13 protein-coding genes and 1 tRNA gene are annotated in these 24,994 nt (G+C 73.0%); 7 read left to right on the top strand and 7 right to left on the bottom strand.

Going from position 1 to position 24,994, the window contains the following annotated elements; all coding sequences use genetic code 11:
* Nucleotides 1–46 precede the first annotated feature (46 nt).
* A complete protein-coding gene (locus tag ACFVVX_RS02810; protein WP_387940605.1) occupies nt 47–736 on the bottom strand; it encodes an ANTAR domain-containing response regulator in 690 nt (229 codons plus the stop codon).
* A 70-nt stretch (nt 737–806) separates the two neighbouring features.
* On the opposite strand from ACFVVX_RS02810, the gene ACFVVX_RS02805 reads away from it, so the two are divergent.
* A tRNA-Leu gene (locus ACFVVX_RS02805) sits at nt 807–880 on the top strand.
* 118 nt (nt 881–998) lie between these two features.
* Nucleotides 999–1,775 carry a transcriptional regulator gene (locus tag ACFVVX_RS02800; RefSeq protein WP_387940603.1) on the top strand — a complete coding sequence of 259 codons (777 nt, stop codon included), beginning with the start codon at nt 999–1,001 and terminating at the stop codon, nt 1,773–1,775.
* A 55-nt stretch (nt 1,776–1,830) separates the two neighbouring features.
* Here ACFVVX_RS02800 and pyk read toward each other — a convergent pair whose 3' ends face one another.
* From pyk to ACFVVX_RS02780, 4 genes are all read right to left on the bottom strand, one after another.
* The gene (gene pyk, locus ACFVVX_RS02795; RefSeq protein WP_387940601.1) at nt 1,831–3,261 is read right to left on the bottom strand and encodes a pyruvate kinase; all 1,431 of its coding nucleotides are present in this window, start codon (nt 3,259–3,261) and stop codon (nt 1,831–1,833) included.
* A gap of 145 nt (nt 3,262–3,406) precedes the next feature.
* Entirely contained in the window at nt 3,407–4,576 is a 1,170-nt protein-coding gene (locus ACFVVX_RS02790) for a Dyp-type peroxidase (RefSeq protein WP_387940599.1), read from the bottom strand.
* 116 nt (nt 4,577–4,692) lie between these two features.
* Nucleotides 4,693–5,049, bottom strand: coding sequence for a hypothetical protein (locus ACFVVX_RS02785; RefSeq protein ID WP_387940597.1), 357 nt, complete (start codon nt 5,047–5,049; stop codon nt 4,693–4,695).
* On the bottom strand, nt 5,046–13,931 hold the full coding sequence (locus tag ACFVVX_RS02780; RefSeq protein ID WP_387940595.1) for an RHS repeat-associated core domain-containing protein: 8,886 nt from the start codon (nt 13,929–13,931) through the stop codon (nt 5,046–5,048). Before ACFVVX_RS02780 ends, ACFVVX_RS02785 begins: the two co-directional genes overlap by 4 nt.
* A 415-nt stretch (nt 13,932–14,346) precedes the next feature.
* On the opposite strand from ACFVVX_RS02780, the gene ACFVVX_RS02775 reads away from it, so the two are divergent.
* From ACFVVX_RS02775 to ACFVVX_RS02765, 3 genes are read left to right on the top strand one after another with little or no spacing between them, the layout of a single operon-like run.
* Nucleotides 14,347–15,438, top strand: coding sequence for a hypothetical protein (locus ACFVVX_RS02775; protein WP_387940593.1), 1,092 nt, complete (start codon nt 14,347–14,349; stop codon nt 15,436–15,438).
* Between the two features lie 18 nt (nt 15,439–15,456).
* Nucleotides 15,457–17,112 carry a VWA domain-containing protein gene (locus ACFVVX_RS02770; protein ID WP_387940591.1) on the top strand — a complete coding sequence of 552 codons (1,656 nt, stop codon included), beginning with the start codon at nt 15,457–15,459 and terminating at the stop codon, nt 17,110–17,112.
* Complete coding sequence (locus ACFVVX_RS02765; protein ID WP_387940589.1) at nt 17,099–17,635, top strand: hypothetical protein; 537 nt, start codon at nt 17,099–17,101, stop codon at nt 17,633–17,635. Before ACFVVX_RS02770 ends, ACFVVX_RS02765 begins: the two co-directional genes overlap by 14 nt.
* Nucleotides 17,636–17,816: 181 nt before the next feature.
* Here the strand turns inward: ACFVVX_RS02765 and ACFVVX_RS02760 are convergent, their stop codons facing one another.
* On the bottom strand, nt 17,817–20,978 hold the full coding sequence (locus ACFVVX_RS02760; protein WP_387940587.1) for an AAA family ATPase: 3,162 nt from the start codon (nt 20,976–20,978) through the stop codon (nt 17,817–17,819).
* Between the two features lie 538 nt (nt 20,979–21,516).
* On the opposite strand from ACFVVX_RS02760, the gene ACFVVX_RS02755 reads away from it, so the two are divergent.
* On the top strand, nt 21,517–22,188 hold the full coding sequence (locus ACFVVX_RS02755) for a LuxR C-terminal-related transcriptional regulator (RefSeq protein WP_387940669.1): 672 nt from the start codon (nt 21,517–21,519) through the stop codon (nt 22,186–22,188).
* 237 nt (nt 22,189–22,425) lie between these two features.
* A complete protein-coding gene (locus ACFVVX_RS02750) occupies nt 22,426–24,252 on the top strand; it encodes a bifunctional metallophosphatase/5'-nucleotidase (RefSeq protein WP_387940585.1) in 1,827 nt (608 codons plus the stop codon).
* Here ACFVVX_RS02750 and ACFVVX_RS02745 read toward each other — a convergent pair.
* On the bottom strand, nt 24,249–24,836 hold the full coding sequence (locus ACFVVX_RS02745) for a GNAT family N-acetyltransferase (RefSeq protein ID WP_387940583.1): 588 nt from the start codon (nt 24,834–24,836) through the stop codon (nt 24,249–24,251). The two genes, ACFVVX_RS02750 and ACFVVX_RS02745, sit on opposite strands and share 4 nt — an antisense overlap.
* Nucleotides 24,837–24,994: the final 158 nt, after the last annotated feature.

Below are 24,994 nucleotides of genomic sequence, written 5' to 3'. Positions count from 1 at the left end.
GACGAGGGGCCCCGTCCACCCGGACGGGGCCCCTCGTCGCGCTTGCTCAGCCCTCGGACCCGGCCTCCTCGGCCTTCTTCTTGTCCTGGGCCTCGCCCTCCTCGATCACGGCCTCCGCGACCGCGGCCATCGTCATCCGACGGTCCATCGAGGTCTTCTGGATCCACCGGAACGCGGCCGGCTCGTTCAGCCCGAACTTCGTCTGCAGGACGCTCTTTGCCCGGTCCACCAGCTTCCGGGTCTCCAGCCGCTGGGTGAGATCCGCGATCTCCTCCTCCAGCGTCCGCATCTCGGTGTACCGGGAGACGGCCATCTCGATCGCGGGCACCAGGTCGCTCTTGCTGAACGGCTTCACGATGTACGCCATCGCACCGGCGTCCCGGGCCCGGTCCACCAGCTCGCGCTGCGAGAACGCGGTCAGCATCAGCACGGGCGCCAGGTGCGCCTCGTGGATCTGCTCGGCGGCGGACAGCCCGTCCAGGACGGGCATCTTCACGTCCAGGATCGCCAGGTCGGGCCGCAGCTCCTCGACCAGCTTGACCGCCGTCGCCCCGTCCCCGGCCTCGCCGACGACGGTGTACCCCTCCTCTTCGAGCATCTCCTTCAGGTCGAGGCGGATCAGCGCCTCGTCCTCGGCGATCACAATCCGAGTGATCTGGGGCATTTCGGTCTCAAGCGGCTCAGCCTGCTCGTCGGCGGTGCTCACGGGGCTCCTCGTTCCGGCGGGGTACTGCATGCACGAGGGTACCCAGACACGGTATGTTTGAGTTCAAGCAGGGTCGGGGGCAACCTTCGAATCTGTGGATGCCCCGGTAGCCCAGAGGTTAGAGGCAATGGTCTCAAACACCATCCAGCGTGGGTTCGAATCCCACCCGGGGTACTTTTCCTTCGATTCCAAGGTCGCCTAAATCGCGAGATAGTTGGCGATCTTCATTATTTCGAATGAAGATTCGCACGATTCTCAGCCGTCGCGCCGTCAGCGCAGCAGGCTCGGCCACATGTACGACACGGCCACACGGCAGCGAGCCGTCGACCTCCACGCGTCCGGGCTGACCTTCAGCGAGGTGAGCCGGGTCACCGGAATCTCCCGGTTCTCGATCCGCGAGTGGGCATCGGGAACAGTGCCCGCTCCGCGCCCGGTGGCCGACTGCCCACTGCGCAGCGGCAATCCGAGCGGGGAGCTCCCGCGCCCCGACTACGCGTATCTCCTCGGCCTCTACCTCGGCGACGGCTGCATCAGCGAGGGCCGCCGCAAGGTCCACGCCCTGCGGATAGCGTGCGGGGACGCGTGGCCCGGACTCGTCGAGGAGTGCGCACGGGCGGTGGCCTCGGTCATGCCCCTCAACAAGGTCCAGCGCGTCCGCGCCACCGGGTGCACCAGCGTGGTCAGCACGAGCAGGCACTGGCCCTGCCTCTTCCCCCAGCACGGCCCGGGCCCGAAGCACCTGCGCCGGATCGCCCTCGCAGCCTGGCAGCAGGAGATCGTCGACGCCCACCCGTGGGAGTTCCTGCGCGGGCTGATCCACTCCGACGGCTGCCGCATCACCAACTGGACCGTTCGCACCGTCGGCGGCGTCCGGAAGCGCTACGAGTACCCGCGCTACTTCTTCACCAACACCTCGACCGACATCATCCGCCTCTTCACCGACACCCTCGACGCCGTCGGCGTGCGGTGGAAGGCCTCGGTCCCCCGCCCCACCGGCCAGGTCAACGTGTCCGTCGCCCGCAAGGCGTCAGTCGCCCTCATGGACACCCACATCGGACCCAAGTACTGACGGCGGCGCAGCCCCCGTTTCCGCAGGAGCCGCGCCGCCGGCGTACGCAGTGCGGTCAGTTGTCCAAGGTCCCCACGTGGTGGACGCGAACGAGGTTGGTGGAGCCGGCCAGGCCGGGGGGCGAGCCGGCGGTGATGACGACGATGTCGCCCTTCTGGCAGCGGCCGAGGGAGAGCAGCGCCGCGTCGACCTGTTCGACCATCTCGTCCGTGGTGGGGGCGAAGGGGCCGAGGAAGGTCTCCACGCCCCAGGTGAGGGCGAGTTGGCTGCGGACGGCGGGTTCGTAGGTGAAGGCGAGGACGGGGATGGGCGAGCGGTAGCGGGTGAGGCGGCGGGCGGTGTCGCCGGACTGGGTGAAGGCGATCAGGTACTTCGCCCCGAGGAAGTCGCCGATCTCCGCGGCCGCGCGGGCGACGGCGCCGCCCTGGGTGCGCGGCTTGCTGCCGGTGGTCAGCGGCGGGAGGCCGTCGGCCAGGACGTCCTGCTCGGCGGCCTCGATGATCCGGCCCATGGTCCTGACCGTCTCCACCGGGTACTTCCCGACGGAGGTCTCCCCGGAGAGCATCACGGCGTCCGTGCCGTCCAGGACGGCGTTCGCGACGTCCGAGGCCTCCGCGCGGGTCGGCCGGGAGGTGTTGATCATCGAGTCGAGCATCTGGGTGGCGACGATGACCGGCTTCGCGTTGCGCTTGGCCAGCTTGACGGCGCGCTTCTGGACCATCGGGACCTGTTCGAGGGGCATCTCCACGCCCAGGTCGCCGCGCGCCACCATGATGCCGTCGAAGGCGTCCACGATGGATTCCAGGTTGTCGACCGCCTGCGGCTTCTCCACCTTGGCGATGACCGGGACGAAGCGCCCCTCCTCCGCCATCACGCGGTGGACGTCCTCGATGTCGCGGCCGCTGCGGACGAAGGAGAGCGCGATCAGGTCGGCACCGGTCCGCAGGGCCCAGCGCAGGTCGGCGACGTCCTTGTCGCTGAGCGCGGGCACCGAGACGGCGACGCCGGGGAGGTTGAGGCCCTTGTGGTCGGAGATCAGCCCGCCCTCGATGACCAGGCAGCGGACCAGCGGCCCGTCCACCTCCAGGACCTCCAGGGTGACCCGGCCGTCGTCGACCAGGATCCGCTCGCCGCGCGAGACGTCCGAGGCGAGGCCCGCGTAGGTGGTGCCGCAGATGTTCTGATCCCCGACGACGCCCTTGTCGGTGGAGATCGTGAACTCGTCGCCGCGTTCGAGAAGTACGGGACCTTCGGCGAAGGTCTCCAGGCGGATCTTCGGGCCTTGAAGGTCGGCGAGGACACCGACGCTGCGGCCGGTCTCGTCCGCGGCCTTGCGGACCCGGCGGTAGCGCTCTTCGTGCTCGACGTGGGAGCCGTGGCTCAGATTGAAGCGGGCGATGTCCATCCCGGCGTCGACCAGGGCCTTGATCTGGTCGTACGAGTCGGTGGCTGGCCCGAGAGTACAGACGATTTTTGCTCGGCGCATACTGCTGAGGGTAGGCATTACCGGCGCGTAACAACGACGCGGGTCCGGACCTCGGGATGACCTTTGCCGGAAGGTGAGTTGAACAATCTGACACGATGTCGGACGGGCTCCCGGCCGGGCCTCCCCGAACGGGCGAAACGCGCGTTCAGCGTATTGACGCGGCCGCCAGCAGGGAGTCGCCGAGGCGGCCCTCGGCGCCGGGTGCGGCGCCCGGCAGCGTGAAGTAGTAGCCGCCGCCGAACGGCAGCACGTACCGCTCCAGCGCCTCGCCCTGGAGCCGCCGCTGGACGGTGGCGAAGCCGAGTTCGAGGTCCCGCTGGTAGCAGACGAACAGCAGGCCCGCGTTCTCGTTCCCGGTGGCGTCCCGGTCGAGGCGGTAGGAGTAGCTGCGCCGCAGGATGCGGTTGGCGTCCGACTCGGTGGTACGGGGGTTGGCCCGGCGGATGTGCGAGTCGAGCGGGATCACCCGCCCCTCGGCGTCGCCCGCGTAGTCCGGGGTGTCGGTCTCCCGGGTGGCCCCGAGCGGTGCGGCGTTGTCCTTGCGGCGGCCGATGACGGCCTCCTGCTTGTGGACGGCGTCGGCGTCCCACAGCGGCATCGCGAAGCGGATCAGGCGGACGGCCTGGTAGGTGCCCCCGGCGGCCCAGGCGGGTTCGCCGCCGCCGGGGCGCACCCAGACCTGGCGGTCCATCAGCGCGGTGTCCTCGGCCTCCAGGTTGCCGGCGCCCTCGCGGAAGCCGAACAGGTTGGTGGTGAAGGCCCGGCCGCCGCGGCCGGTGTCGTTGTCGGGCCGGAACCCGGGGAGCTGCCAGAGCGGTTCCAGCCCGGCCACGGCGGCGGCCGCGGCGGCGAGTTCGGCGGCCCGCTCGGGGGTGGCCGCGCACACCTGGACGGTGAGGTCGCCGTGGCACCAGGCCGGGTCGAGCACGTCGCTGGGGAAGGCCGGCATCTCGGTGAGGCGTTGCGGGCGCAGCGCGCCGAGTCCGTACCGCTGGTCGAAGAGCGAGGCTCCGACGGAGACGGTGAGGCTCTCGCCGTCGCGGGTGCGGGCGGCTTCGGTGCCGAGGCGGTGGAGGACCTCGGCGAGGGCGGTGCGGTCGGGGGCGGTGACCCGGTAGGCGGCGAGTCGGGCGGCGGCGGGTGGCGGGGTGGTGACGCCGGGCTGGTGGTGTCCGGGGGTGCCGGCCGGGGCGGTGGGGTCGGGCGGGCCGTCGGCCGTCCCGGTGCGGTCCGGTCCGCCGTGGTCCGGTCCGCACGCCGTGGCGGCGAATGCTCCGACCAGTCCGGCCAGCACGGGGCGGCGACGGAGCGTCACGCTGTTCCTCTCGCTCGGTGGGTTCACGGTTCGGTGCCGCTCGGCACTTGCCGTACACCCGCCCGGCGCTCGGCGCCGGGCGGGTGTACGGCTGTGCGGCTGTGCCAGTCGTGCGGTCAGGCGTTGTCGAGGTACGCGGTGAGGCGTTCCAGGACGGTCTCGAACTGCCCGGCGTCGATCGTGCAGTCCTCGAACTGGCCGTACATGTCGATGATCTCGACGAGGTCCGGCCCGGTCCGGTGGGCGCCGGCGGCGGAGGTGCCGAGGCTGTAGCCGGTGCCGTCCTCGGCCGCGAGGCGGCGCCACTCCTGGAGGTAGGTCCTGGGGGCGTCGCTGCTGAGGCCGAACGGGAGGATCAGGGTCTCGATCGCCAGCCGCAGGTTCTCGTCGGTGCCGGGGGGTGCCTCGACGATGACCATGTCGTCCTCGTCGGTGTGGAACTCCCACCGGGTGCTGCCGGTCGTGGTGTTCACTGCTTCACTCCCCTGGGGAAGAAGGTCGACGGGGTGTAGGTGCCGTCCGGCTGCTTCTCCAGGAAGCCGGTCATCTTCACGCCGTTGTACTCCCCCTGGACCAGCGTCCCGCCGCGCTTGTAGGTGCCGTTCGCGAACAGCTCGCGGCCGGCCGCCAGGATATCCGCCCTGGTCCAGTCCTCCGGGAAGAAGTGGTGTCCGGCCCGCGCGACCTTCTCGATCTTGTCGCCGTTCACGATGGCCCCGACGGCGCCGTCGACGACCTTCACGGAGCCGTCGGACTGGGTGACCAGCTTGCCGCTGATGTACCGGCCCTCGGGGATGCCGCCGCTCTGGTTGGGGTGGAGGTGCCACCCGGCGAACTCGCCCTTCTTGGTGATGACTCCGTTCATGACGTGGTCGGCGGCCGCGTCGGAGATCTTGACGAAGCTCCCGGAGGAGGCGGGCTTGTTGCCGCTGGGGTCGGTGAGCGCGGTGGGGCGGTTGTCGGCGTAGGCGTGGAGGTTGATCCCGCCCTTGAAGCCGATCGGGTCCTCGCTGAGGAAGCGGTGCAGGCCGGGGCTGTAGTAGCGGGCGCGGTTGTAGTAGAGGCCGGTGCCGTCGTCCTCGCGTCCGGCGTAGCGGCGGCCGTTGCCCTTGTCGTCGCCGCTGGCGGCGGTGGCGCCGAAGGGGTCGTAGAGGTAGCGGGCGGTGAGGGCGCCGGAGTCGTCGGCGAGGGCGACGACGCCGCCGAGCGGGTCGGTGAGGTAGCGGGTGGTGGCGCCGCCGGTCTCGCGCAGTTGGAGGCGGTCGGTGCCGGCGTCGACGGTGGTGGTGACGGTGGTGCCGGTCTTCTCCTGGAGCGGGTTGTCCCCGTCGTTCAGGTAGCCGGTGGTGACGCCGCCGACGGTGCGGGTGGTGCGGCGGCCCTGGGCGTCGTAGCCGAAGCTCGCCGTGGTGCCGGGTCCGTTCAGCGCGCCGAGTTGGCCGCGGGCGTTCCAGGTGTAGGTGGTGGTGCCGTCGTCGGTGAGGTTGCCGTCGGCGTCGTAGCCGACGGTCCTGGCGCCGATGCTCCTGAGCTGGTTGGCGGCGTCGTAGGCGGATGCCTCGGTGGTGCCGGGGATCGCGGTACGGGCGTAGCTGCCGCCGACGCGGACGGGGAGTCCGGCCGCGTTGTAGGTGTAGGTGAGGGTGCCGAGGTCGGTGGTGCCCTTGCGGTAGGTGACGGAGCTGATCCGGCCGGCGGGGTCGTACTGGTAGTCCTGGTGGACGCCGTCGCCGGGTGCGCCGCTGCGGGTGATCCGCCCGGCGTCGTCGTGCTGGAGGGTGACCGCCTCGGTGCCGTTCTTCTTGACGGAGGTGAGGCTGCCGGTGTCGTCGGAGAGGTGTTCCAGCAGCGGCTGTCCGCCGACCAGGGTCTGGCGGGTGCGGCTGGTGGCGCCGTAGGCGTAGCCGACGGTGCCCTGGGGGGTGGTCTCCTGGGTGAGGCGGTCGAAGGCGTCGTAGGTGGCCGTGGTGGGGCCGTTCACCGTGTCGTCGATGCGGATGACGCGGCTGCCGGTGTCGTAGCCGATGGTGGTGCTGCCCTGGTCGGTGCTGCCGGAGACGCCGTAGCGGGTGGTGGTGGGGCGGTCGAGCTGGTCGTGGTCGACGGTGGTGACCAGGCCGCTGCGTGCGGTGGTCCTGACCGGGTTGCCGTTGCGGTCGTAGTCCTGCCGGGCGGTGCGGCCGAGCGGGTCGGTGACGGCGGTGGCGTGGTCCATCGCGTCGAACTCGTAGCCGGTGGTGCCGCCGCGGGGGTCGGTCACCTTGGTCCGGTTGCCGTTGGGGTCGTACTCGTAGCCGGTGGTCCGGCCGAGTCCGTCGGCGGTGGTGCGGACGCGGTCGAGCGCGTCGTAGCCGGTGGTGCGGGCGTTGCCGAGCGGGTCGGTGACCTGGTAGACGCGGCCGGCCGGGTCGAAGAGGCGGCGCTGGACCCGGCCGAGCGGGTCGGTGACGGTGACCTGGTCGCCGAACTCGTAGGTGTAGCCGGTCTTCCGACCGGTGGGGTCGGTCTCGCTGGTGATCTGGCCGGCGTCGTCGGTGGTGTAGACGGTCTTGTGGCCGAGTGCGTCGGTGCTGGAGAGCAGCCTGCCGCGGGGGTCGTACTCGGTGCGGCTGGTCTTGCCGTAGGTGTCGGTGACGGCGGTGACCTCGCCGAACGGGCCGCCGCGTTCGACGCGTTCGGTGCGGGCGTCCGGGGTGCCGGCCAGCGTCGTGGTGCGGATGACCTGTCCGTTGGTGTCGTACTCGATCTCGGTGCGGCGGCCGAGTGCGTCGACGGTGGCGGCCGGGCGGCCGCCGGTGGGGTCGTACTCGGTGCGCTCGGTCTGCTCGACGGGGGTGCCGAGGGCGGTGGTGCGGCTGGTGGCGAGGCCCTGGGCGTTGAAGGTGAAGCGCTGGACGCTGCCGCGCGGGTCGGTCATCCGGGTTTCGGAGATCTTGCCGTCGGTGCCGGTGGTGTAGTCGAACCGGGTGACACCGCCGTCGGCGGCGGTCTGCTGGAAGACGCGGCCGGCGCTGTCGTAGGTGTTGGTGAGGAAGACGGTGCCGCGCGCGTCGGTGATGGTCTTCATCCGGCCGGACTCGTACGTGTACTTCATCACGCCGCCGGCCGGGTTGGTGACGGTCTCCAGGTGTCCGTCGGCGGTGTAGGTGTAGGTGACGGCGCGTCCGAGGTTGTCCTCGGCCCTGGTGATCCGCGGCGGGTTGGCGGTGTCGTAGGAGAACTTGATCCACTTGCCGTTGGGCGAGGTGACCTGGGTGATCGGGCCGCGCAGGCGGACCTTGCCGTCGCTGTCCGCGGGTGCGGGGGCGCGGGTGATGGTGGTGGTGTTGCCGAACTTGTCGCGGATCGCCTGGAGCGGTGCCTCGTCGCCGAGCACGTAGGTGGTGCCGTTGCGGAGCTTGACGTCCCAGCCGTTGCCGTTCCAGCCCATGGTGGCGCCGGAGAACTCGGTGGGGGTGGGGTCGGCGAGGAACAGGGCGTCCTCGTAGGTCTTCTCGCCGGGGGTGATCCGACGGAAGTGGATCTTGCTGCCGTCCGGTTGGACGAGGTCGACCTCGAGGTACCGGTAGTAGCCGATGTTGCCGGTCGACCACGGGAAGTAGCCGAAGTTGAAGTTCATCCCGACGCCGAAGGACCGGGAGTCCTGGTCGCCCTGCTGGTAGGTGCGGCGCAGGGTGAGCGGGACGACGTCGTCGAGCACGAGGTCGGTGTTCTCGTCGACGAGCAGGCCGGTGGCCGGGTCGACGGGGTCGCCGACGCGCGGGCCGGGCTTCGGGGCGACCGGCGGCGGGTTGTGGCCGGGGACGGCGGTCATCGCGCCGGTGAAGCGGTAGACCTTGACGTCGGCGTCCGGCACGACCTGGCTGCCGTCGGGGGTGACGGTGCCCTTGCCGTAGATGTGCCAGCCCTGGCCGTCCGGGTCGTAGTTCCAGAAGATCATCCGCGTGCCGGGGGCCTCGCGGGTGTAGTTGGGGTAGACGATCTGGGCGCCGTCGGGGAAGAGGTAGCCGCTGCCCGGCTGGACGCTGAAGTAGATCGGCACCTGGGTGGGCGGCAGCGGGAAGGGCGTGCGGTCGATCGGGATCGGTGTGATGGACAGTTCGGTGGCGAGCTTGCCGTCACCGTCGCGGACCACGGCCCCTGCCGGGATGCGCACTTCGAGGCCCGGGATGGCCGGGGTCCTGAGGACGGTCGGCTCGGTGGTCGGCGAGGCGATGCGGACGGTGCTCGCGGTGTCGGTCTGCGGGATGAACACCGTGGACGGCACCCGCAGGGTCTGTCCGGCGGGGACGTCGACGCCGATGTCGAAGACGCCGTAGCTGCGGTCGCCGCTGCTCGCGGTGCGTCCGTCGACGCGCAGCACGCGGTGGCCCGGGTCGGTGCCCTTGACCAGGAAGCGGCCCTGGTCGTCGGTCTTCGCGACGGCCTTGCCGACGCTGACGGTGGCGTTCTTCAGCGGGGTGCCGGAGACGGTGCGGATCTGGCCGGAGACGGCGGTGGTGCCCTTGGGCGCGTCGGCCGGGTAGGCCGGCGCGGGGGCCGCGCCGTACCGGGTGTACCAGCCCTTGCCGGCGAGGTTCTCGGCGTCCGGCTTCCAGACGGTGTCGGCGGGCCTGGACGTCTCGCCGGGGGCCTGGCGGGGGAACCCGCAGGCGGCCCAGCCGGCCGACGGCTCGCCGGGGCGGGGGGCCTTGCGGCCGCCGCGCGGGTCGGCGACCGGCACGGCGCGGTTGGTGCCGGCCGGGGCCTCGGCCACGGTGTCGCACTGCTCGGGCGTCGGCCCGGTGGCCGGTGCGGACGACTGCGGCGCGGACGCCGGGGCCGGCCCGGAGGCGGCATCGGCGGCGGGAGCCGCATCAGCGGCGGAGGCGTCGGCAGCAGGAGCGACTGGCGCGCCCGCCGCCTTGGCCGCCACCGCGGCGGCGACCCGGTCGACGCCGACCGTGGCGGAGCCGGTGGCGGCGGCCCTCGGGTCGACGATCACCCGGTAGGTGCCGGCCACCGCGAGCGGGGCGGAGAGCTTGTACGGGCTCTGGTCATAGCGGGTGACGCGGTCGACCAGGGTGCTGCCGTCCGGCTTGATGACGCTCAGCTGGTAGCCGCCGCCGACGAAGGTGGTGTTGCTGAAGGTGATCTGGAGCGAGTCGCCGACCGCACCGGTGAAGGAGAGCTGGCCGTCCTGGCCCGGGCGGCTGAGCGTCAGCGCGGCGCCCGCGCCGCCGACGGCGACCTGGCCGCCGTCGAAGGCGGTGGACAGGGTGTAGGTCGCGGTGCCGGTGGCCCCGGCGTCCGGGTCGTCGGTGATCTCGTAGGTGCCGGTGACCGGGAGCGCGGCGAGCGTGTAGCTGTCGTTGGCGATGACGTAGCCGGCCAGGCCGAGCTGGCTGCCGTCCGGCTTGGTGATGCGCAGGTTGTGGGAGCGGTAGCCGGTGGTGACGGCGGTGACGGCGAGGCTCAGCCGCTGGCCGGCGGTGCCGTCGAAGCGCAGCAGGACGTTCTGCGCGGCCCGGCCGACGGTGACGGTCCTGGCGGCGCCGTCGACGGCGAGCGGGCCGGCGTCGACGGTGGCCGAGAGCTGGAGCGTGTAGTCGCCGAGCGCCGCGGTGTTGGCGCTCGCGACGATCTCGTAGGTGCCGGTGGTCGGGAGCGGCGGCAGGTCGGGGCCGCCGGAGTTGCGGGAGGCGATCTGCTTGCCGTCCGGCCCGTTGACCGTGAGGGCGACGGTGCCGGTGTAGCCCTTGGGCAGGCTGCCGACGCTGAGCCGCTGGCCGGCGGTGCCCTGGAAGGTCAGCCGGGCGTTCTGGGACGGCCGGGTGATGGTGATCGTCTTGTCGTCGCCGACCGCGGTGGTGCCCGCGGTGGCGTCGGAGTTGAGCCAGAGGGTGACGGTGCCGGTGGCGGCGCCGCCGGAGACGATCAGTTCGTGGCGGCCGGTGGCGGCGAGCTTCGGCAGGTCGGCGCCTTCACCGGAGGCGTAGACGCTGCTCTGGGTGCCGTCGGGCCGGACCAGTGTGACGCCGGGCAGGTAGGTCGTGGAGCCGATCTTGAGGTTGACGGCGGTGTAGCCGAGGCCGAGCTGCTGGCCCTCGGTGCCGTCGAAGTTCAGCCGGACCTGCTGGCCGGGCCGGGTGAGGGCGAGCTGCTTCTCGGCGCCGTCGCGGGTGACGGTGCCGCCGTCGGTCTCCTCGGAGAGCCAGAGCCGGGCGCCGCCCACGCTGGCGTCGGTGAAGCCGATCACCAGGCGGTAGGTGCCGGGGGCGAAGGTCTTGAGCCGCAGGTAGTTGTCCAGGCTGAAGCTGCGCCAGGTGCTGAACTTGGCTCCGCCGGGCTCGTAGAGGGTGGCCGTCAGGTACTTGTACTTGACGGCGGGCGTCGCGTCGGTGAAGGCCAGCCCGTACCAGGCCTCCTTCTTGCCCTCGAAGGAGAGCTCGACGAACTGTCCGGGGGTGGCCAGGTTGAACCCGAAGCCCTGGTCGGTGGTGCTGGTGGTACCGGTGACGTTGCGGGTCAGCGCGGTGGTGAGGGAGCCGGTGCCGGTGCCGTCGGGGTCGATGACGAGCTGGTAGACGCCGCTGGTGGTCAGTGCGGGCAGCGGGACGTTGCGGCCGGTCCGGGCCTCCAGCGGCCACGGGGTGTCGTACTGGTCGGCGGCGAAGGAGCGGCCGAAGGGGTCGTACAGGCGGAACTTCGACGGGGTGCTGATGCTGTTGGCGGACATGCCGAGACCGAGGCGGTCGCCGGCCTTGCCCTCGAACCGCAGGCCCAGGGCCTTCCCGGCGGCGATGGTCGAGGTGACCGGGGTGCCGTCGACGGTGAGCGCGCCGCCGTCGACCAGGGTGCCCGGGGCGGTGCCGGCGGGCGGGACGACGAAGTCGGTGCCGCTGGTGGCGGTGCCGCCCGGGGTGCGGACGGTGATCCGGCCGGAGGAGGAGGCGCCGGGCACGACCACGGTGAGGCTGGTGGGCGTCGCCTGGGTGACCTTGGCGAGCGTGCGGTGGAACAGGACCGAGTTGCGCGACGGGTCCGGGTCGAAGCCGCTGCCGGTGAGGGTCACGGTGGTGTCGGGCGCGCCGGCGGCGGGCGAGAAGCCGGTCAGCGCCGGGGCGGGCCGGGCGGTGCCGATCCGGAACCGCTCGGTGCCGGTCGCGGTCGACGCGCCGACGGTGACGGTGACCGGGCCGTCGGCGGCGCCGGCGGGGACGACCACGGTGAGGCGGTTCCGCTCGGCGGTGACCACCTGGGCCGGGGTGGCGGTGCCGGTGAAGGTCACCCTGACGGCCGCCGGGTCGGTGGCGAACGCGGTACCGCTGATCTCGACCGTGGCGCCGCTCGGCGCCTGGTTCGGCACGGTGGACAGCACGGTCAGCTCGGACGAGGAGGTGCGCTTGGTGGACACCGTGTTGCCGGCGGCGTCGTACTCGTAGCGGGCGCTCTCGCCGTTCGGCTGCGAGACGCCGACGAGCTGGCCGGCGGCGTCGTAGAACAGGTCGTGCGGGTCGCCGGAGGCGAACGCGTCGACGACGAAGGAGTGGGCGGCCGGGGTGGAGGCGTGGCCGGCGGCGTCGAAGGCGCGCACGGTCAGGGTGCGGCGGCCGGCGGAGGTCGGGGTGAGGGTGACCGTGGCGGAGCCGTCGGCGGCGGCGGCGGTCTCGGTGGCCGCGGCGTCGGTGTCCAGCTGGTAGCTGTACTTGGCGATCTGCTCGGCGCCGCCCGGCTTGAGGGCGAAGGTGCCGGACCGTCCGACGCCGCCGTGCGGCTGGTTGTCGGCCGGGTACTCGGCGGAGGAGACCAGTGGGGTGGCCGGGGCCTGGACGGCGTCCTCGTAGGTGACGGACAGCGTGGGGTCGGCGGCGAACCGGGTGAAGCCGTTCTTGTCGGCCTCGGCGGAACTGCGCAGCGCGAAGGTGAGGCTGGCGCGTCCGTCGCCGAGGGCCTGCGCGGTCGCCGTGGTGGCGTCGATCTGGCCGGTCACCGGGCCCGGGCGGGAGGCGCAGGGTCCCTGGAGGGTGGCGCTGCCGATCAGTTGCAGCTGGGCGGGCTGGGTGAGCCAGGTGGTGCTGGGGCTGATCGGGCCGGTGATCCAGGCCTGGACGGTGTTGGGCTGGCAGGCCGAGGCGAAGGTCTCGGTCGCGGCCAGGGTGGCGCTCAGTACCCGCTTGCCCACCAGGCCGGTCGGGACGGCGAGTTGGAAGTACGTCCGCTCGATGCCCGCCGGCGCGATCCAGCCCTGGTAGCCGACGCCGAGGCCGGCGGGCGGCGGGGTCGCGTTGTAGGACGACATCGCCGGGTACTGCGACTTGACCTCGGCGTGGGCCACGGTGGTGAGGGTGGCGAACGAGGGGTCGATGAACACCGGGTAGACGGTGTCCGGCGCGGTCAGCAGGCCGGCGTCGGGGGTGATCCCGATCGTGCCGTCCTGCACGCTGGTGGTGACCGGGGCCTCCCGGGCGCCGGGTCCCGGGCCGCCTGCGCCGGACCGGGCGGCCTCCGGGGCGGGGGCCGCGTCGGGGGCCGCCTGCGCTCCGGCGGAGTTCTTGGGGCTCTTGGAGCTCTGCGGGGCCTTCGCGGCCTGCTGGCTCTTGGTGTCCTGCGGGGCCTTGCTGTCCTGCGGGGCCTTCGCGGCCTGGTCGCCGGCCGCCGCGGAGACCGCGGAGTCCCACATCCGGGCGGGCGGGGAGGCGAACACCGCGCGGCCCTGGGCGTCCTTGACGGTCAGGCCGTCGCCCGGTTCGGCCGCGAGGGCCAGGCCGGGGCTCGTCCGGGTGACGAGCTTGAGGGCGGCCAGCCCGGGATCGGCGGCCGCCTTGGCGTTCTTGACGACCAGGACCTCCTGGACGCCGCCGGTCGGCGTGACGGTGACCACCAGGTCGACGCCGCTCGGCAGGACGTCGGGGTAGGTCAGGGCGGCGCCGTCGGCGGTCGGCGCGGGGAGCTTGTCCGGCCAGAAGAGTTCCAGCCGCTGGCCGCCCTCGACGGTGAGCGTGGCGAGCGGGCCGGAGCCGCCGCCCGACAGCTCCACCGCGGTGGAGGTGGCCTGCGGGAGGTAGCGCCCGTCGGAGCTGCGGTGCAGCGTGGGGTCGAGGTCCACCCAGCCGTCACCCTGCCTGGTCCGGGTGGGCCGCGGGGAGATCTCGGTGGTGAAGGTGCCGTCGGGGTTGGCGAAGGTCTGCGCGGCGGCGGCGCGGGCGTCGGCGACCTCGACCCGGCTGTGCTGGCGGCGGGCCGCCTTGCTCGCGGCGGCCGCGTCGGGGGCGGCGTCGACGCGCTCGCTCTTCGGCGCCTCCGCCCGGGCGGGCTCCTGGCCGTGCGCCACTGCCAGGAGCAGGGACAGGGCGACCGCCGCCGCCCCCGCCACCCTGGACAGGCGGGTCCGTCCCCGCCCGTCGGCCGGACCGGGTGGTCCGGATGCACCGGACTTCGCTGATGTGCCGTGACCGAAAGCAGGCATGGCTGAGAAGGCCCCCCGTCTGGTTCCCCGAGCGGCGCGGACGCGCGCCGCCCATGATCCGCGATCACGATCTCTTCACCGAAGAATCACTGTCAAGGGAACTTTTCCCCTCGGGTGGCGCGATCCTGACGCTCCGACAACCGGCGGTGCGCATCGGTACGAGCCGGACAGGCCGCGCCGCCCCGGGCCGTTCGATGCGATTCCGTGAAGGGCTGTTCACCCCTGGTTCACCGTCACTTCCGCTGCCGCTCCGACCCCGGCGGGACGCTCGTCACCCGGGTGGATGCCCGGACCCGGATCGGGCGAGGGGGAAGCGTTCGGCATGAGGCGTGTTTTCGGGGTACTTGCGGCACTGGTGCTGCTTGCCGGGGTGGGTGTCGCGCTGTTCTGGCCGGGCGGCGACCCCGACGGCAAGGACAAGGTCATCACCATCTCGGGCGTGATCGGCTCGGAGAAGCGGGAGTTCTTCGCCGACCCCGACGTGGTCGCGGCGTTGCGCAAGCAGGGCCTGAAGGTCGACACGGTGACCACCGGGTCCTGGCTGATGGGGGACAGCGACCTCGACAGATACGACTTCGCCTTCCCCTCCAGCCTCTCCCCGGCGGAGGAGATCCGCCAGAAGAAGTCGATCAAGAGTGAGTCGGTGCGCCCGTTCTACTCACCGCTGGTGGTGCTCGCGCACCGGCAGGTGGCGGACGTCCTGAAGTCCAACTCCCTGGCCACGGTGTCGGAGACCGGGGTCTGGACGTTCAAGATGGACGGCTATCTGAAGTCCGTCCAGAGCGGCCTCCGCTGGCAGGACCTCAACGGCACCAAGGAGCACGCCGAGCTGTCCGGCTCGATCTTCCTGACCACCACCGACCCCGAGACCTCCTCCTCCGGCGCCCTGTACCTGGCGGCGGTCTCGTACCTGGCCAACGGCCACCAGGTGGTGTCCGACGACGCCGGGGTGGCCCGGGTCGCCGGGGTGCTCAAGCAGGTGACCTCCATGCAGGGCGACCAGAAGACCAGCAGCGACGGCCCGTTCAAGGACTTCCTGTCCGGGGTCGGCAACCCGCTGGTGCTGGTGTACGAGTCCCAGGTGGCGGCGCTGAGCACCAAGGGCACGACGCCCGACGACCTGGTGGTGCTCTACCCGGACACCACGGTGTCGAGCGACCACACCCTGGTCACGCTCAAGCCCGACGGCGACAAGCTCGCCACGGCGCTGCGCGACGACCCGGCCCTGCGGGATCTGGAGACCAGGTTCGGCTTCCGTCCGCAGGCCGATCCGGCCGCGCTCGGGCGGGCGGTCAAGAACCGCAAGGGCGGGCTGGTCTACGCCCCCGACCTGGCGGCGGCGGGCATCCAGCAGGCCCAGGTGCCCCGGGTGGCGGTCCTGAACAAGCTGATCAACGCGGCCAAGGGGAAGTGACGGGGGATGACGACGGCAATGCGTGTGAAGACCGCGGCACGGCGCGGCGGCGGGAGGGTGCTCGCGGCGGGCCTGGCCCTGCTGGTGGCGACCGCCTGCACCTCCTCCGCCGATCCCGCCCCCAAGCCGACCGACGCTCCCGCGCCGACCGCCCAGGCGGGCGTGCTGCGCGTCCTGGCCGGAAGTGAACTCCAGGACATGGCACCGGTGTTGGAGGAGGCCCAGAAGGCCACCGGGGTGACGGTGCAGTTCGCCTGGACCGGCTCGCTGGACGGCGCCGACGCCGTCTCCTCCGGCCGCGCGGACGGCAAGTACGACGCGGTCTGGTTCCCGTCGAACCACTACCTGCGGCTCGACGACGCGGGCAAGTCCAAGCTGCTCTCCGAGACCCCGGTGATGGTCTCGCCGGTGGCGGTCGGCGTGCGCTCCTCGACGCTCAACGACCTGGGCTGGGGCGACGGTTCGAAGGTGACCTGGGCCCAGGTCGCGGACGCCGCCTCGGCCGGGAAGCTCTCCTACGGGATGTCCGACCCGTCGCGTTCCAACTCCGGCTTCTCGGCGCTGGTCGCGGTGGCCTCGGCCTTCTCCGGCGCCAACTCGGCGCTCACGGACGCGGATGTGCAGAAGGCGACGCCGTCGCTGAAGAAGTTCTTCACCGGGCAGAAGCTCACCTCGGGCTCCTCCGGCTGGCTGGCGCAGGCCTACTCCCGCGCCGAACCGGGCCGGGTGGGGGCGCTGGTGAACTACGAGTCGGTCCTGCTCTCGCTGAACAAGACCCTTGCGCAGGACCAGCAGTTGACGGTGGTGCGGCCCACCGACGGCGTGGTGTCGGCGGACTACCCGCTGTCGCTGCTGGGCTCCTCCGCCCAGCGCGAGCGGGACTCCTTCCAGCGGCTCACCGCCTATCTGCTGAAGGACGACGTGCAGCGCCGGATCTCGGAGCTGACGCTGCGCCGCCCGGTGACCGCGGGAGCGGCGTCGGCGCCCGGGCTTCCCACCGACCGGCGGCGCGAACTGCCCTTCCCCGGCAGCAAGTCGGTCGCGGACGGGCTGCTGGCCTCGTACCAGAACGAGCTGCGCCGGCCGTCCCGGACGGTGTACGTGCTGGACACCTCGGGTTCGATGTCCGGCGGTCGGCTGGCCTCGCTGAAGGCCGCGCTCGGCCGGCTGACCGGGGCCGAGGACACCCGGGGCGTGCGGCGGTTCCGGGACCGGGAGGAGGTCACCCTGATCGACTTCGCGTCCAGGGTGAAGTCCACCAAGACGCACCTGGTCCCGGCGAGCGGCACGCAGCCGGGCCCGCAGGCCGAGTTGGCGGCGATCAACGGGGACGTCCAGGCGCTGCGGGCGGACGGCGGCACGGCGGTGTACAGCTCGCTGGAGGAGGCGTACCGGGTGATCGAGCGCCAGCAGGCGGCGGCCGCGGACGACCGGTTCACGTCGATAGTGCTGATGACGGACGGCGAGAGCAACGAGGGCGCGACGGACAAGGACTTCAAGAACTTCTACACCGGGCTGTCCTCGGCGCAGAAGGCGGTGCCGGTGTTCCCGATCCTGTTCGGTGACGCGGCGAAGGGCCAGCTGCAGGGGATCGCGGAGCTGACCGGCGGCAAGCTGTTCGACGGCACGAGTTCGCTGGACGGCGCGTTCGAGGAGATCCGTGGCTACCAGTAGCAGTGGCGGTCGGCGGGTGCTGGGCTACCTGGAGTCGGCCCGGAACCTGGTCGGCTGCACGGCCGGGGCGGGCGGCCTGGTGCTGCACTTCCTGGGGCTGGGCGGCGTGTGGTGGCCGGCGGTGGTGGTCGGCCTGTACGGCGCGGGCGCGCTGCTGACCCCGTCGAGGCGGCCGTCGCCCGGGGCGGCGCGGCCCGCGGGGCCATCGGTCCTGGAGCACGAGCCGCCGGCCGCGCTCCCCGTTGATCCCCTCGACCCCTTCACGGTCGAGGTGGACGCCCTGGCCCGGAGCCTGGCGGACCTGCCGCTGCCGGCCTCGGTCCGGCTGGAGGACCTGCTGGACCGGCTGCGGGTCGCCGGGCCGGACGGCGAGGCCGAGCGGATCCTGCGTGATCGGCTGCCGCTCGCGGTGGACGGCTACCTGCGGGCCCGGACCTGGCAGCGCTGGTCGCCGGGCTCGCCCGACCCGGCCGTCGAACTGGACCGCGAGGTCGGGCGGATGGCCGCGGCGCTCGCCGGCTGAGCGGAGCGAAACGGGACGGCTTCGAGCCGTGCGGCGGTGAGCGGGTCCGGGTTGCCCGATCGGGCAGCCCGGACCCGTCGTCGCGCCTACTCGACCGCCTTGGGGCTTGCGCTCCCGCTCCCCCTCCAGCTCAGCCCTCCAGCTCAGCTCTCCAGCTCCCCCTCCAGCTCAGCCCTCCAGCTCAGCCCTCCAGCGTCCCCGCCAGCTCGGCGCGCCGCCGCACGCCCAGCTTCCGGAAGCTGTTGGTCAGGTGCGTCTCCACCGTGCGCCGCGCGAGGTGCAGCATCCCGGCGATCTCCGCGTTGGAGTGGCCGGCCACCGCCAGTCGGCAGATCCGCAGCTCGCTGTCGGTCAGCGCCTCCGCCCCGGCGTGCTCGCCCCGGCCGATCCGGGCGCCGGAGGCCCGCAGCGACTCCACGGCGACCGCACACAGCCGTACCGCGCCGAGCCGTTCGGCCCGCCCGGCGGCCTCCCGCAGGGCCCGGCGGGCGGCCCCGCGCCGGCCGCCGTCGGCGAGCAGCCGCCCGTAGGTGATCAGTGCGGGGATCAGCTCGACCTCCACCTCGGCGCGCCGCAGCAGGTCCACGGCCTCGGTGGCGAGGTCCAGTCCGTGCCGGCCGCCGGTGGCGGCGGCGAGCGCGCGCAGGGCCCGGCCGACGGTACGCGGGGTGCCCCAGACCCGGGCGAGCCGCAGCTCCTCCTCGGCGAGGGCGACGGCCGGGCCGGGTTCGCCGAGCAGGGTGTGGCAGTCGGCGGCGGCGGAGCGCCAGGGGGTGACGATCGGGCTCCAGACCCGTCGCTCGCTCTGCCGGCGCCCGCACTCCATCAGGTCGACGAGCGCCTCGGCGGGTTCTCCGGAGGCGAGCCGCAGCATTCCGCGGGCGTACAGGTACTCGTTCCACTCCCAGGAGCCCTGGGAGTGGTCGGCGACGACGGCCCGGGCCAGGCCGTGGGCCTGCCAGATCCGGCCGGTCTCGGTGAGGGCGATGACGGCCTGGGCGACCAGGTGGGCGTTCAGCTGGCCGAGCAGCCCGGCGTAGCGGGCGCCGATCGCCCTGGCGTCGCCGGGCGCGGCCGGCCCCGGTTCCGCCGGGACCGCCAGGACGGCCGCACCCGCCAGGGCTGCCGCACCCACCGGACCCGCCTCGTCCACCGGACCCACCGCTGGGCCCACCGGGGCCGCCGGGGCCACCGACGCCCCGATCAGGGGCGCCTCCGACTCCCCCGGGACACCGCACCACCAGGACCGTTCGGCGCCCGCGGCCGGTCCGCCGCCGTGCCGGGGCGCGGGTGCGGCGGGCTCGGTGAGCGCGAACTCGTCCAGCAGCGCCTGGTACTCCCCGCGCATCACCCGCAGCTCGGCCCGGACGCTCAGCAGGCACTGGTAGCCCGGGTCCAGGGTGGGCCCCCGGTAGCCGGCCAGGCCGGTCTCCACCAGCCGGTCCGCCTCGGGCAGCAGGTCCGCCCACTGGGCCAGGGTGGCGGCGGAGACCAGGACGTAGGAGCGGCAGAGCGGGTCCACCGGGGAGTCGAGCAGCTCCCCCACCCGCTCGGCGACCTCGGCCGCGGAGAGCACCCCGCTGGTGGAGTCAAACTCGGTGAGCAGGGCGTGGGCGGCCGGTGCGAGCCGGTGCGGGGTGCGGGCGGCGAACCGCTGCAGGCCCTCGACCACCTGGAGCCAGCTGTGGCCGTCGTGTGCGGCGATCAGCGCCGCGGCGGCCTGCACGGCGTGGACGAGGTCCTCCCGGTCGCCGAAGCGCTCGGCCAGCTCCTCCATCACCTCCAGCGCGGCGGGGGTGTCGCCGCGGGCGGCCAGCACGGCCCCGAGGGTGTTGGCGGTGCGGAAGACCCCCTCGTCGGACTGGTGGACGTGGACGGCCTCGGCGAGGTGGCGAACCCCTGCCGTGCGCTCGGCGGCGCCCAGGGTGACCTCCAGGCCGCCGAGTTCGGTGAGGACCAGGCCGCGGCGCCGGTCGGTGAGCGGTTCGGCGAGCAGTCGGCGCAGCAGGGTGACGGCGTCGGCCGGGCGGTTGGCGGCGGAGGCGCTGCGGGCGGCGCAGCGCAGGGCGTCGGCGGCCCAGCGCGGGGCGGGGGCGGGGGCGAACAGCAGGTGGCCGGCGACGCGTTCGTCGGGTGCGCCGTGGCGGTGCAGGAACTCGGCGGCGGCGCGGTGGACCTCGGCGCGGTGGTCGGGTCCTCGGCGGGCGAGGACGGCGTCGGCGAGCAGGGGGTGGGCGAACCTGGGCCAGCGGCCCGGTCCGGGGTTGTCGAGCAGTCCCTGGGCGGTGAGTTCGGCGAGCCAGCCGCCGACCTGGCGGGGGTCGGCGCCGGCGAGTTCGGCGAGCATCGGTGCGGGGTCGCAGTGGCCGGCGCCCGGCAGCGGTGCGGTCCGGGCGGCCGGGTGCTCCTGCATCCGGGCGAGGGCCTGGGCGACGGCGAGGGCCCGGTCGCCGCCGCCGCGCAGCCACTGTTCGACGGCGTCGGGGAAGGCCCCGCCGGGCAGCCGGGCGCAGCTGTCGGGCAGGGCGCCGGGCAGGGCCTCGGGGTGGAGACCGGGGTGGAGACCGGGGTGGCGGCCGGGGTGGGGGTCCGGGTGGGCGGGGTGGGTCGGGCGTTCGCCCAGGTCGGCGAGGAGGGCGGTGAGCAGCAGCGGGTTGCCGCCGGTGGCCCGGGCGCATTCGGCGGCGAGTCCGGGCGGTGTGCCGGGGCCGAGCCGGTGCTCGGCGAGCCGGACGGCGGCGGGGGTGTCGAGCGGGCCGAGTCGGCTGGTGCCGGCCAGGGTCGGGGGCAGGCCGCGGGCGAACCGTTCGACGGTGGCGCCGAGTTCGGACTGGCGGCGTTCGGTGGCGAGCATCAGGACGGGCAGCCGGTCGATCCGTCGGGCGATCTGCAGCAGCCAGCGGCGGGAGGGCTCGTCGGCGAGGTGGATGTCGTCGACGGCGAGCAGCAGCGGGTGGTGTGCGGCGTGCAGGCGCAGCAGCGACCAGAGGGTGGTGTCGGCGCCGGGGTGGCGGTCCGTTCCCTCGGTGCGCGTGCCGTAGGCGTCCGGTCCGGTCTCGAAGAGCTGGCGGGCGGCGGCGTGGGGGATGCCCGACTCGTCGGCCGAGCAGCGGGCCCACAGGACGGTCATGCCGTGGGCGGCCTCGCGGCGGGCGGCCTCGGCGAGCAGGGCGCTGCGGCCGGTGCCGGTGGCGCCGGCGAGCAGCAGGACGCTGCCGGTGCCGGCCCGGGCGCGTTCGGCGAGTTCGGCGATGCGGCGCAACTGCGGGTGGCGTTCGGTGAGTTGTGACGGCGCGGGCGCGGCCGGGCCCGGCTGCCACCCCCGTGTGCTGACGGTCTTCATCTGCTGTCCCCTCCCCCAGGCCCTTGCCGGGGATGACCGGGCGGGCAGTCTTGGCCCTCATGCGGGGAAACGGCTTGACGCCCCTCCAGCGCCTGGGCTAGAGGTGTGATTCTTGTCGCACCCCGCTTTTCGCCGTGCAGCGCCCCCCTTTCTGCGGGTGAGGGCGTCCGCGCGCGAGAAGGGGACCGCCGGCCGTGGCGGCACTCCGGTGCCGCGCCGATCGTGGTCGGTGGCCGCACGGATCGTGGTCGGTGGCCTGATCTCGTGGTGGACCACGATGGCCGTGGCCGTCCGCGGCGGGGAGCATGTAGGTCCGGCCGGGGCAGCACCGCACCCGGCCGCATCGACTCACCGCCCACCCTCTGTCGGGTACATGCAACGCTCCCCGGCGCCGCGTTCCGGCCACCGGGCAGGTGGGTCGGACTTCCAGGAGGGGGCCAGATTGACTGTCCTGCACACCGAGTACGACCGCCGCGGTACGTCCTACCGCCTGCCGTCGCCGACCCAGGCGCACCGCACCGTCCCGCCGCAGCGCCCGGTGCCCGGCCACCACGCCACCCGGCCGGCCGCGGCGGCGCCCGGCGCCGTGCGCACCCCCGTGGTCGTCCAGGCCGCGGACCCGATCTCGCGGGCCGGCGCGGAGGCGCAGCTGCGGCGGTGCCCGGGGCTGGACCTGGCGGAGGACGCCGCGGCGGCGGCCCCCGGCGCGGTCACCGTGCTGCTCGCCGAGTCCGCCGACAGCAGCACCACGGCGACCCTGCGCCGGCTGGTGCGCGGCGGCGACCACCGGGTCGTCCTGGTGGTCGAGCGGATGCGCGAGGCGGAGCTGCTGGAGGCCGTGGAGTGCGGGGTCGCCGCGATCCTGTGGCGCCGTGAGGCGACCGCCGACCGGCTGGGCCGGGCGGTGCTCGCGGCGGCGCGCGGCGACGGCGACCTGCCGGCCGACCTGCTGGGGCGGCTGATCACCCAGATGGGCCGGCTGCAGCGCAGCGTCCAGGGCCAGCCGGGCTACACCCCGCCGGGGCTCTCGGAGCGCGAGGCGGATGTGCTGCGACTGGTCGCCGACGGCTTCGACACCGGCGAGATCGCCGCCAAGCTGTCGTACTCCGAGCGCACCGTCAAGAACGTGCTGCACGGGCTGACCACCCGTCTGCAGCTGCGCAACCGGGCGCACGCCGTCGCCTACGCCGTGCGCGAGGGCTACATCTAGGGCGATCCCCGGGTGCTCTCCCCGACGGGGCGGGAGGGTCTCCCCGACGGGGCGGGCGGGTGGTGCGACACCCGCCCGCCCCCGTCACGAACGAGTCGCCAAGATCTCACCTGCTGGAAACGTCCGGGGACTATCCAATCCGGCCGGCCTCGCGGCACACTTCTACGCGCGTACCTCTACGCGCGTCACCAGCACCGTTGACGATCCGTTCGCAGTCCCCACCCGGGAGAGTCGTCCATGTCCCTGAACCGCCGTGACTTCGTCACCCGGTCCGCCGCCACCGCCGCCGGCGCCGCCCTCGTCGGCGGCACCGCCATCGCCGCCGCCACCCCCGCCGCGGCGGCCGGGCCGGACGACACCCGTGGCAAGGGCAAGAGCAAGAAGCAGGCCTTCACCGTCATGGGCACCACCGACCTGCACGGCCGGGTGCTCAACTGGGACTACTTCACCGACGCGGTCTACGCCGACAAGGCGCACAACGAGGTCGGCCTCGCCAAGATCTCCACCCTGGCCAAGCAGGTCCGCGAGGAGAAGGGCTGGGACCGCACCCTGCTCATCGACGCGGGCGACACCATCCAGGGCACCCAGCTGACGTACTACTACGCCCGGGTCGAGCCGATCGCCACCGAGGCGGACACCGCTCCCGAGCACCCGATGGCGCTCGCCATGAACACCATGGAGTACACCGCCGCCGCCCTCGGCAACCACGAGTTCAACTACGGCATCGACACCCTGCGCGCCTACGAGGAGCAGCTGGACTTCCCGCTGCTCGGCGCCAACGCGCTGAACGCCAAGAACGACAAGCCGGCCTTCCCGCCGTACGTGATCCGCAAGATCAAGCTGCCCGGCGGCCCGGCCCTCAAGGTCGGCATCCTCGGCCTGACCAACCCGGGCATCGCGATCTGGGACAAGGCGAACGTCTCCGGCAAGATGACCTTCCCCGGCATCGTGGAGACGGCCAAGATCTGGGTCCCCAAGGTGAAGGCGGCCGGCGCCGACGTCATCGTGGTCGCCTGCCACTCGGGCATGGACGAGGCCACCTCCTACGGCGACCAGCTGCCCTGGGCCGAGAACGCCTCGGTCGCGCTGGCCGAGCAGGTCCCCGGCGTCGACGCGGTCCTGGTGGGCCACGCGCACAAGGAGATCCCGCAGCGGCTGGTCGTCAACAAGCAGACCGGCAAGACGGTCGTGCTCTCCGAGCCGCTCTGCTGGGGCCAGCGGCTGACCTGCTTCGACTTCGAGGTGGAGTACGACCAGGGCGCTTGGAAGGTCGTCTCGCTCTCCTCCCGGGTGCTGAACTCCAACACCGTCCCGGAGGACCCGGAGATCGTCGACCTGATGACCGACCAGCACAAGAAGGTGGTCGCGTACGTCAACCAGGTCATCGGCACCTCGAAGATCGCGCTGTCGATCGCCGACGCGCCGTTCAAGGACGTCCCGATCATCGACCTGATCGGCCGCGTCCAGGCCGACGTGGTCAAGGAGGCGCTGGCCGGCGGCCAGTACGCCAAGCTGCCGGTGCTGGCCCAGGCCGCGCCGTTCAACCGCACCGCCCTGATCCCGGCCGGCCAGGTCAAGCTGCGGGACGCGGCCGGCCTGTACATCTACGAGAACACCCTGGAGGCCCGCATCCTGACGGGCGCCCAGATCAAGGACTACCTGGAGTTCTCGGCCCGGTACTACGCCCAGGTCGCCCCGGACGCGCCGATCGACCGGGCGAAGCTGACCAACGCGGGCAACACGCCGGACTACAACTACGACTCGGTGTACGGCGTCTCCTACGACATCGACATCGCCCAGCCGGCCGGCTCGCGGATCGTCAACCTGTCCTTCGACGGCAAGCCGATCGACCCGACGGCGCAGTTCGTGCTCGCGGTGAACAACTACCGCGCCAACGGCGGCGGCAACTTCCCGCACGTCGCGGCCGCGACGAAGGTGTGGGCGAACTCGGACGAGATCCGCAACGCGATGATCTCCTGGGTGAAGGCCAAGGGCGTCATCGACCCCGCCGACTTCGCCACCGAGTCGTGGCGCCTGGTGCGCGCCGGGCAGCCGGTCTTCTAGTCCGACGGCGTCCAGGGCCGGCGGGGGTCCCCACCCCCGCCGGCCCTTCCCGCGTCCGCCTTCTCACCTCTCACCTCGTCGACGAACCCGAACCGCCGGTTCACGGCGATCGCCGGGGCGTTGGCGGGGTGGTGCACGGCCCGCAGCCGGCGCGCGCCGCGGGACCGGGCGAAGCTGACCGCCAGCAGCTTCAGGGCCGGCGAGATCCCCCGCCCGCGACAGCCGGCCAGCAGACCCGTCATCTCACTGAAGGCGTCCCCTCCGGGCCGGACCGACGTCATCGCCATGCCCACCCAGGCCCCGCCGTCCAGCGCGAGGACCACACCGTACGGATCGAAGGCCGGGGTCACGGCGCGCCAGGCGAAGTACTCGTCGAAGGTGCGGAACTCCCCGCGCTCCGGGCTGTCCGCGGCGCAGGCCAGGTCCAACTCGTAGAGCGCCCGGCGGTTCCCGGGCGTGTCCCCGAGCCCCGCCAGGGTGGTGAACCCGATCCCGGCCCGCCGGGCCCCGCGCACATACGGCTCGAACCGGACGGCGTCGAAGCCGTTCAGATCGAGCGCCAGCCGAACCCACTCAACGTCCACGAGACCCCCTGCATCACCAGCCCTGCCCCACGTCAGCGGTCACCCTAAGCCGCCCACGGGCCCGTGCAAGTTCGCGCAAGTCCGTCGTGCCACGACTACCGATGGTGCAGGCTCTGTCACGGCAGCCGTCCTCCGGTATGAAGGAGACCAGCGTGGCA

The organism is Kitasatospora sp. NPDC058170, from assembly GCF_042883905.1.
In the GTDB taxonomy this organism is placed as follows: Bacteria; Actinomycetota; Actinomycetes; order Streptomycetales; family Streptomycetaceae; genus Kitasatospora.
The sequence above is the reverse complement of the archived record's forward strand: the minus strand, read 5'-3'. Positions and strand labels throughout refer to the sequence as shown.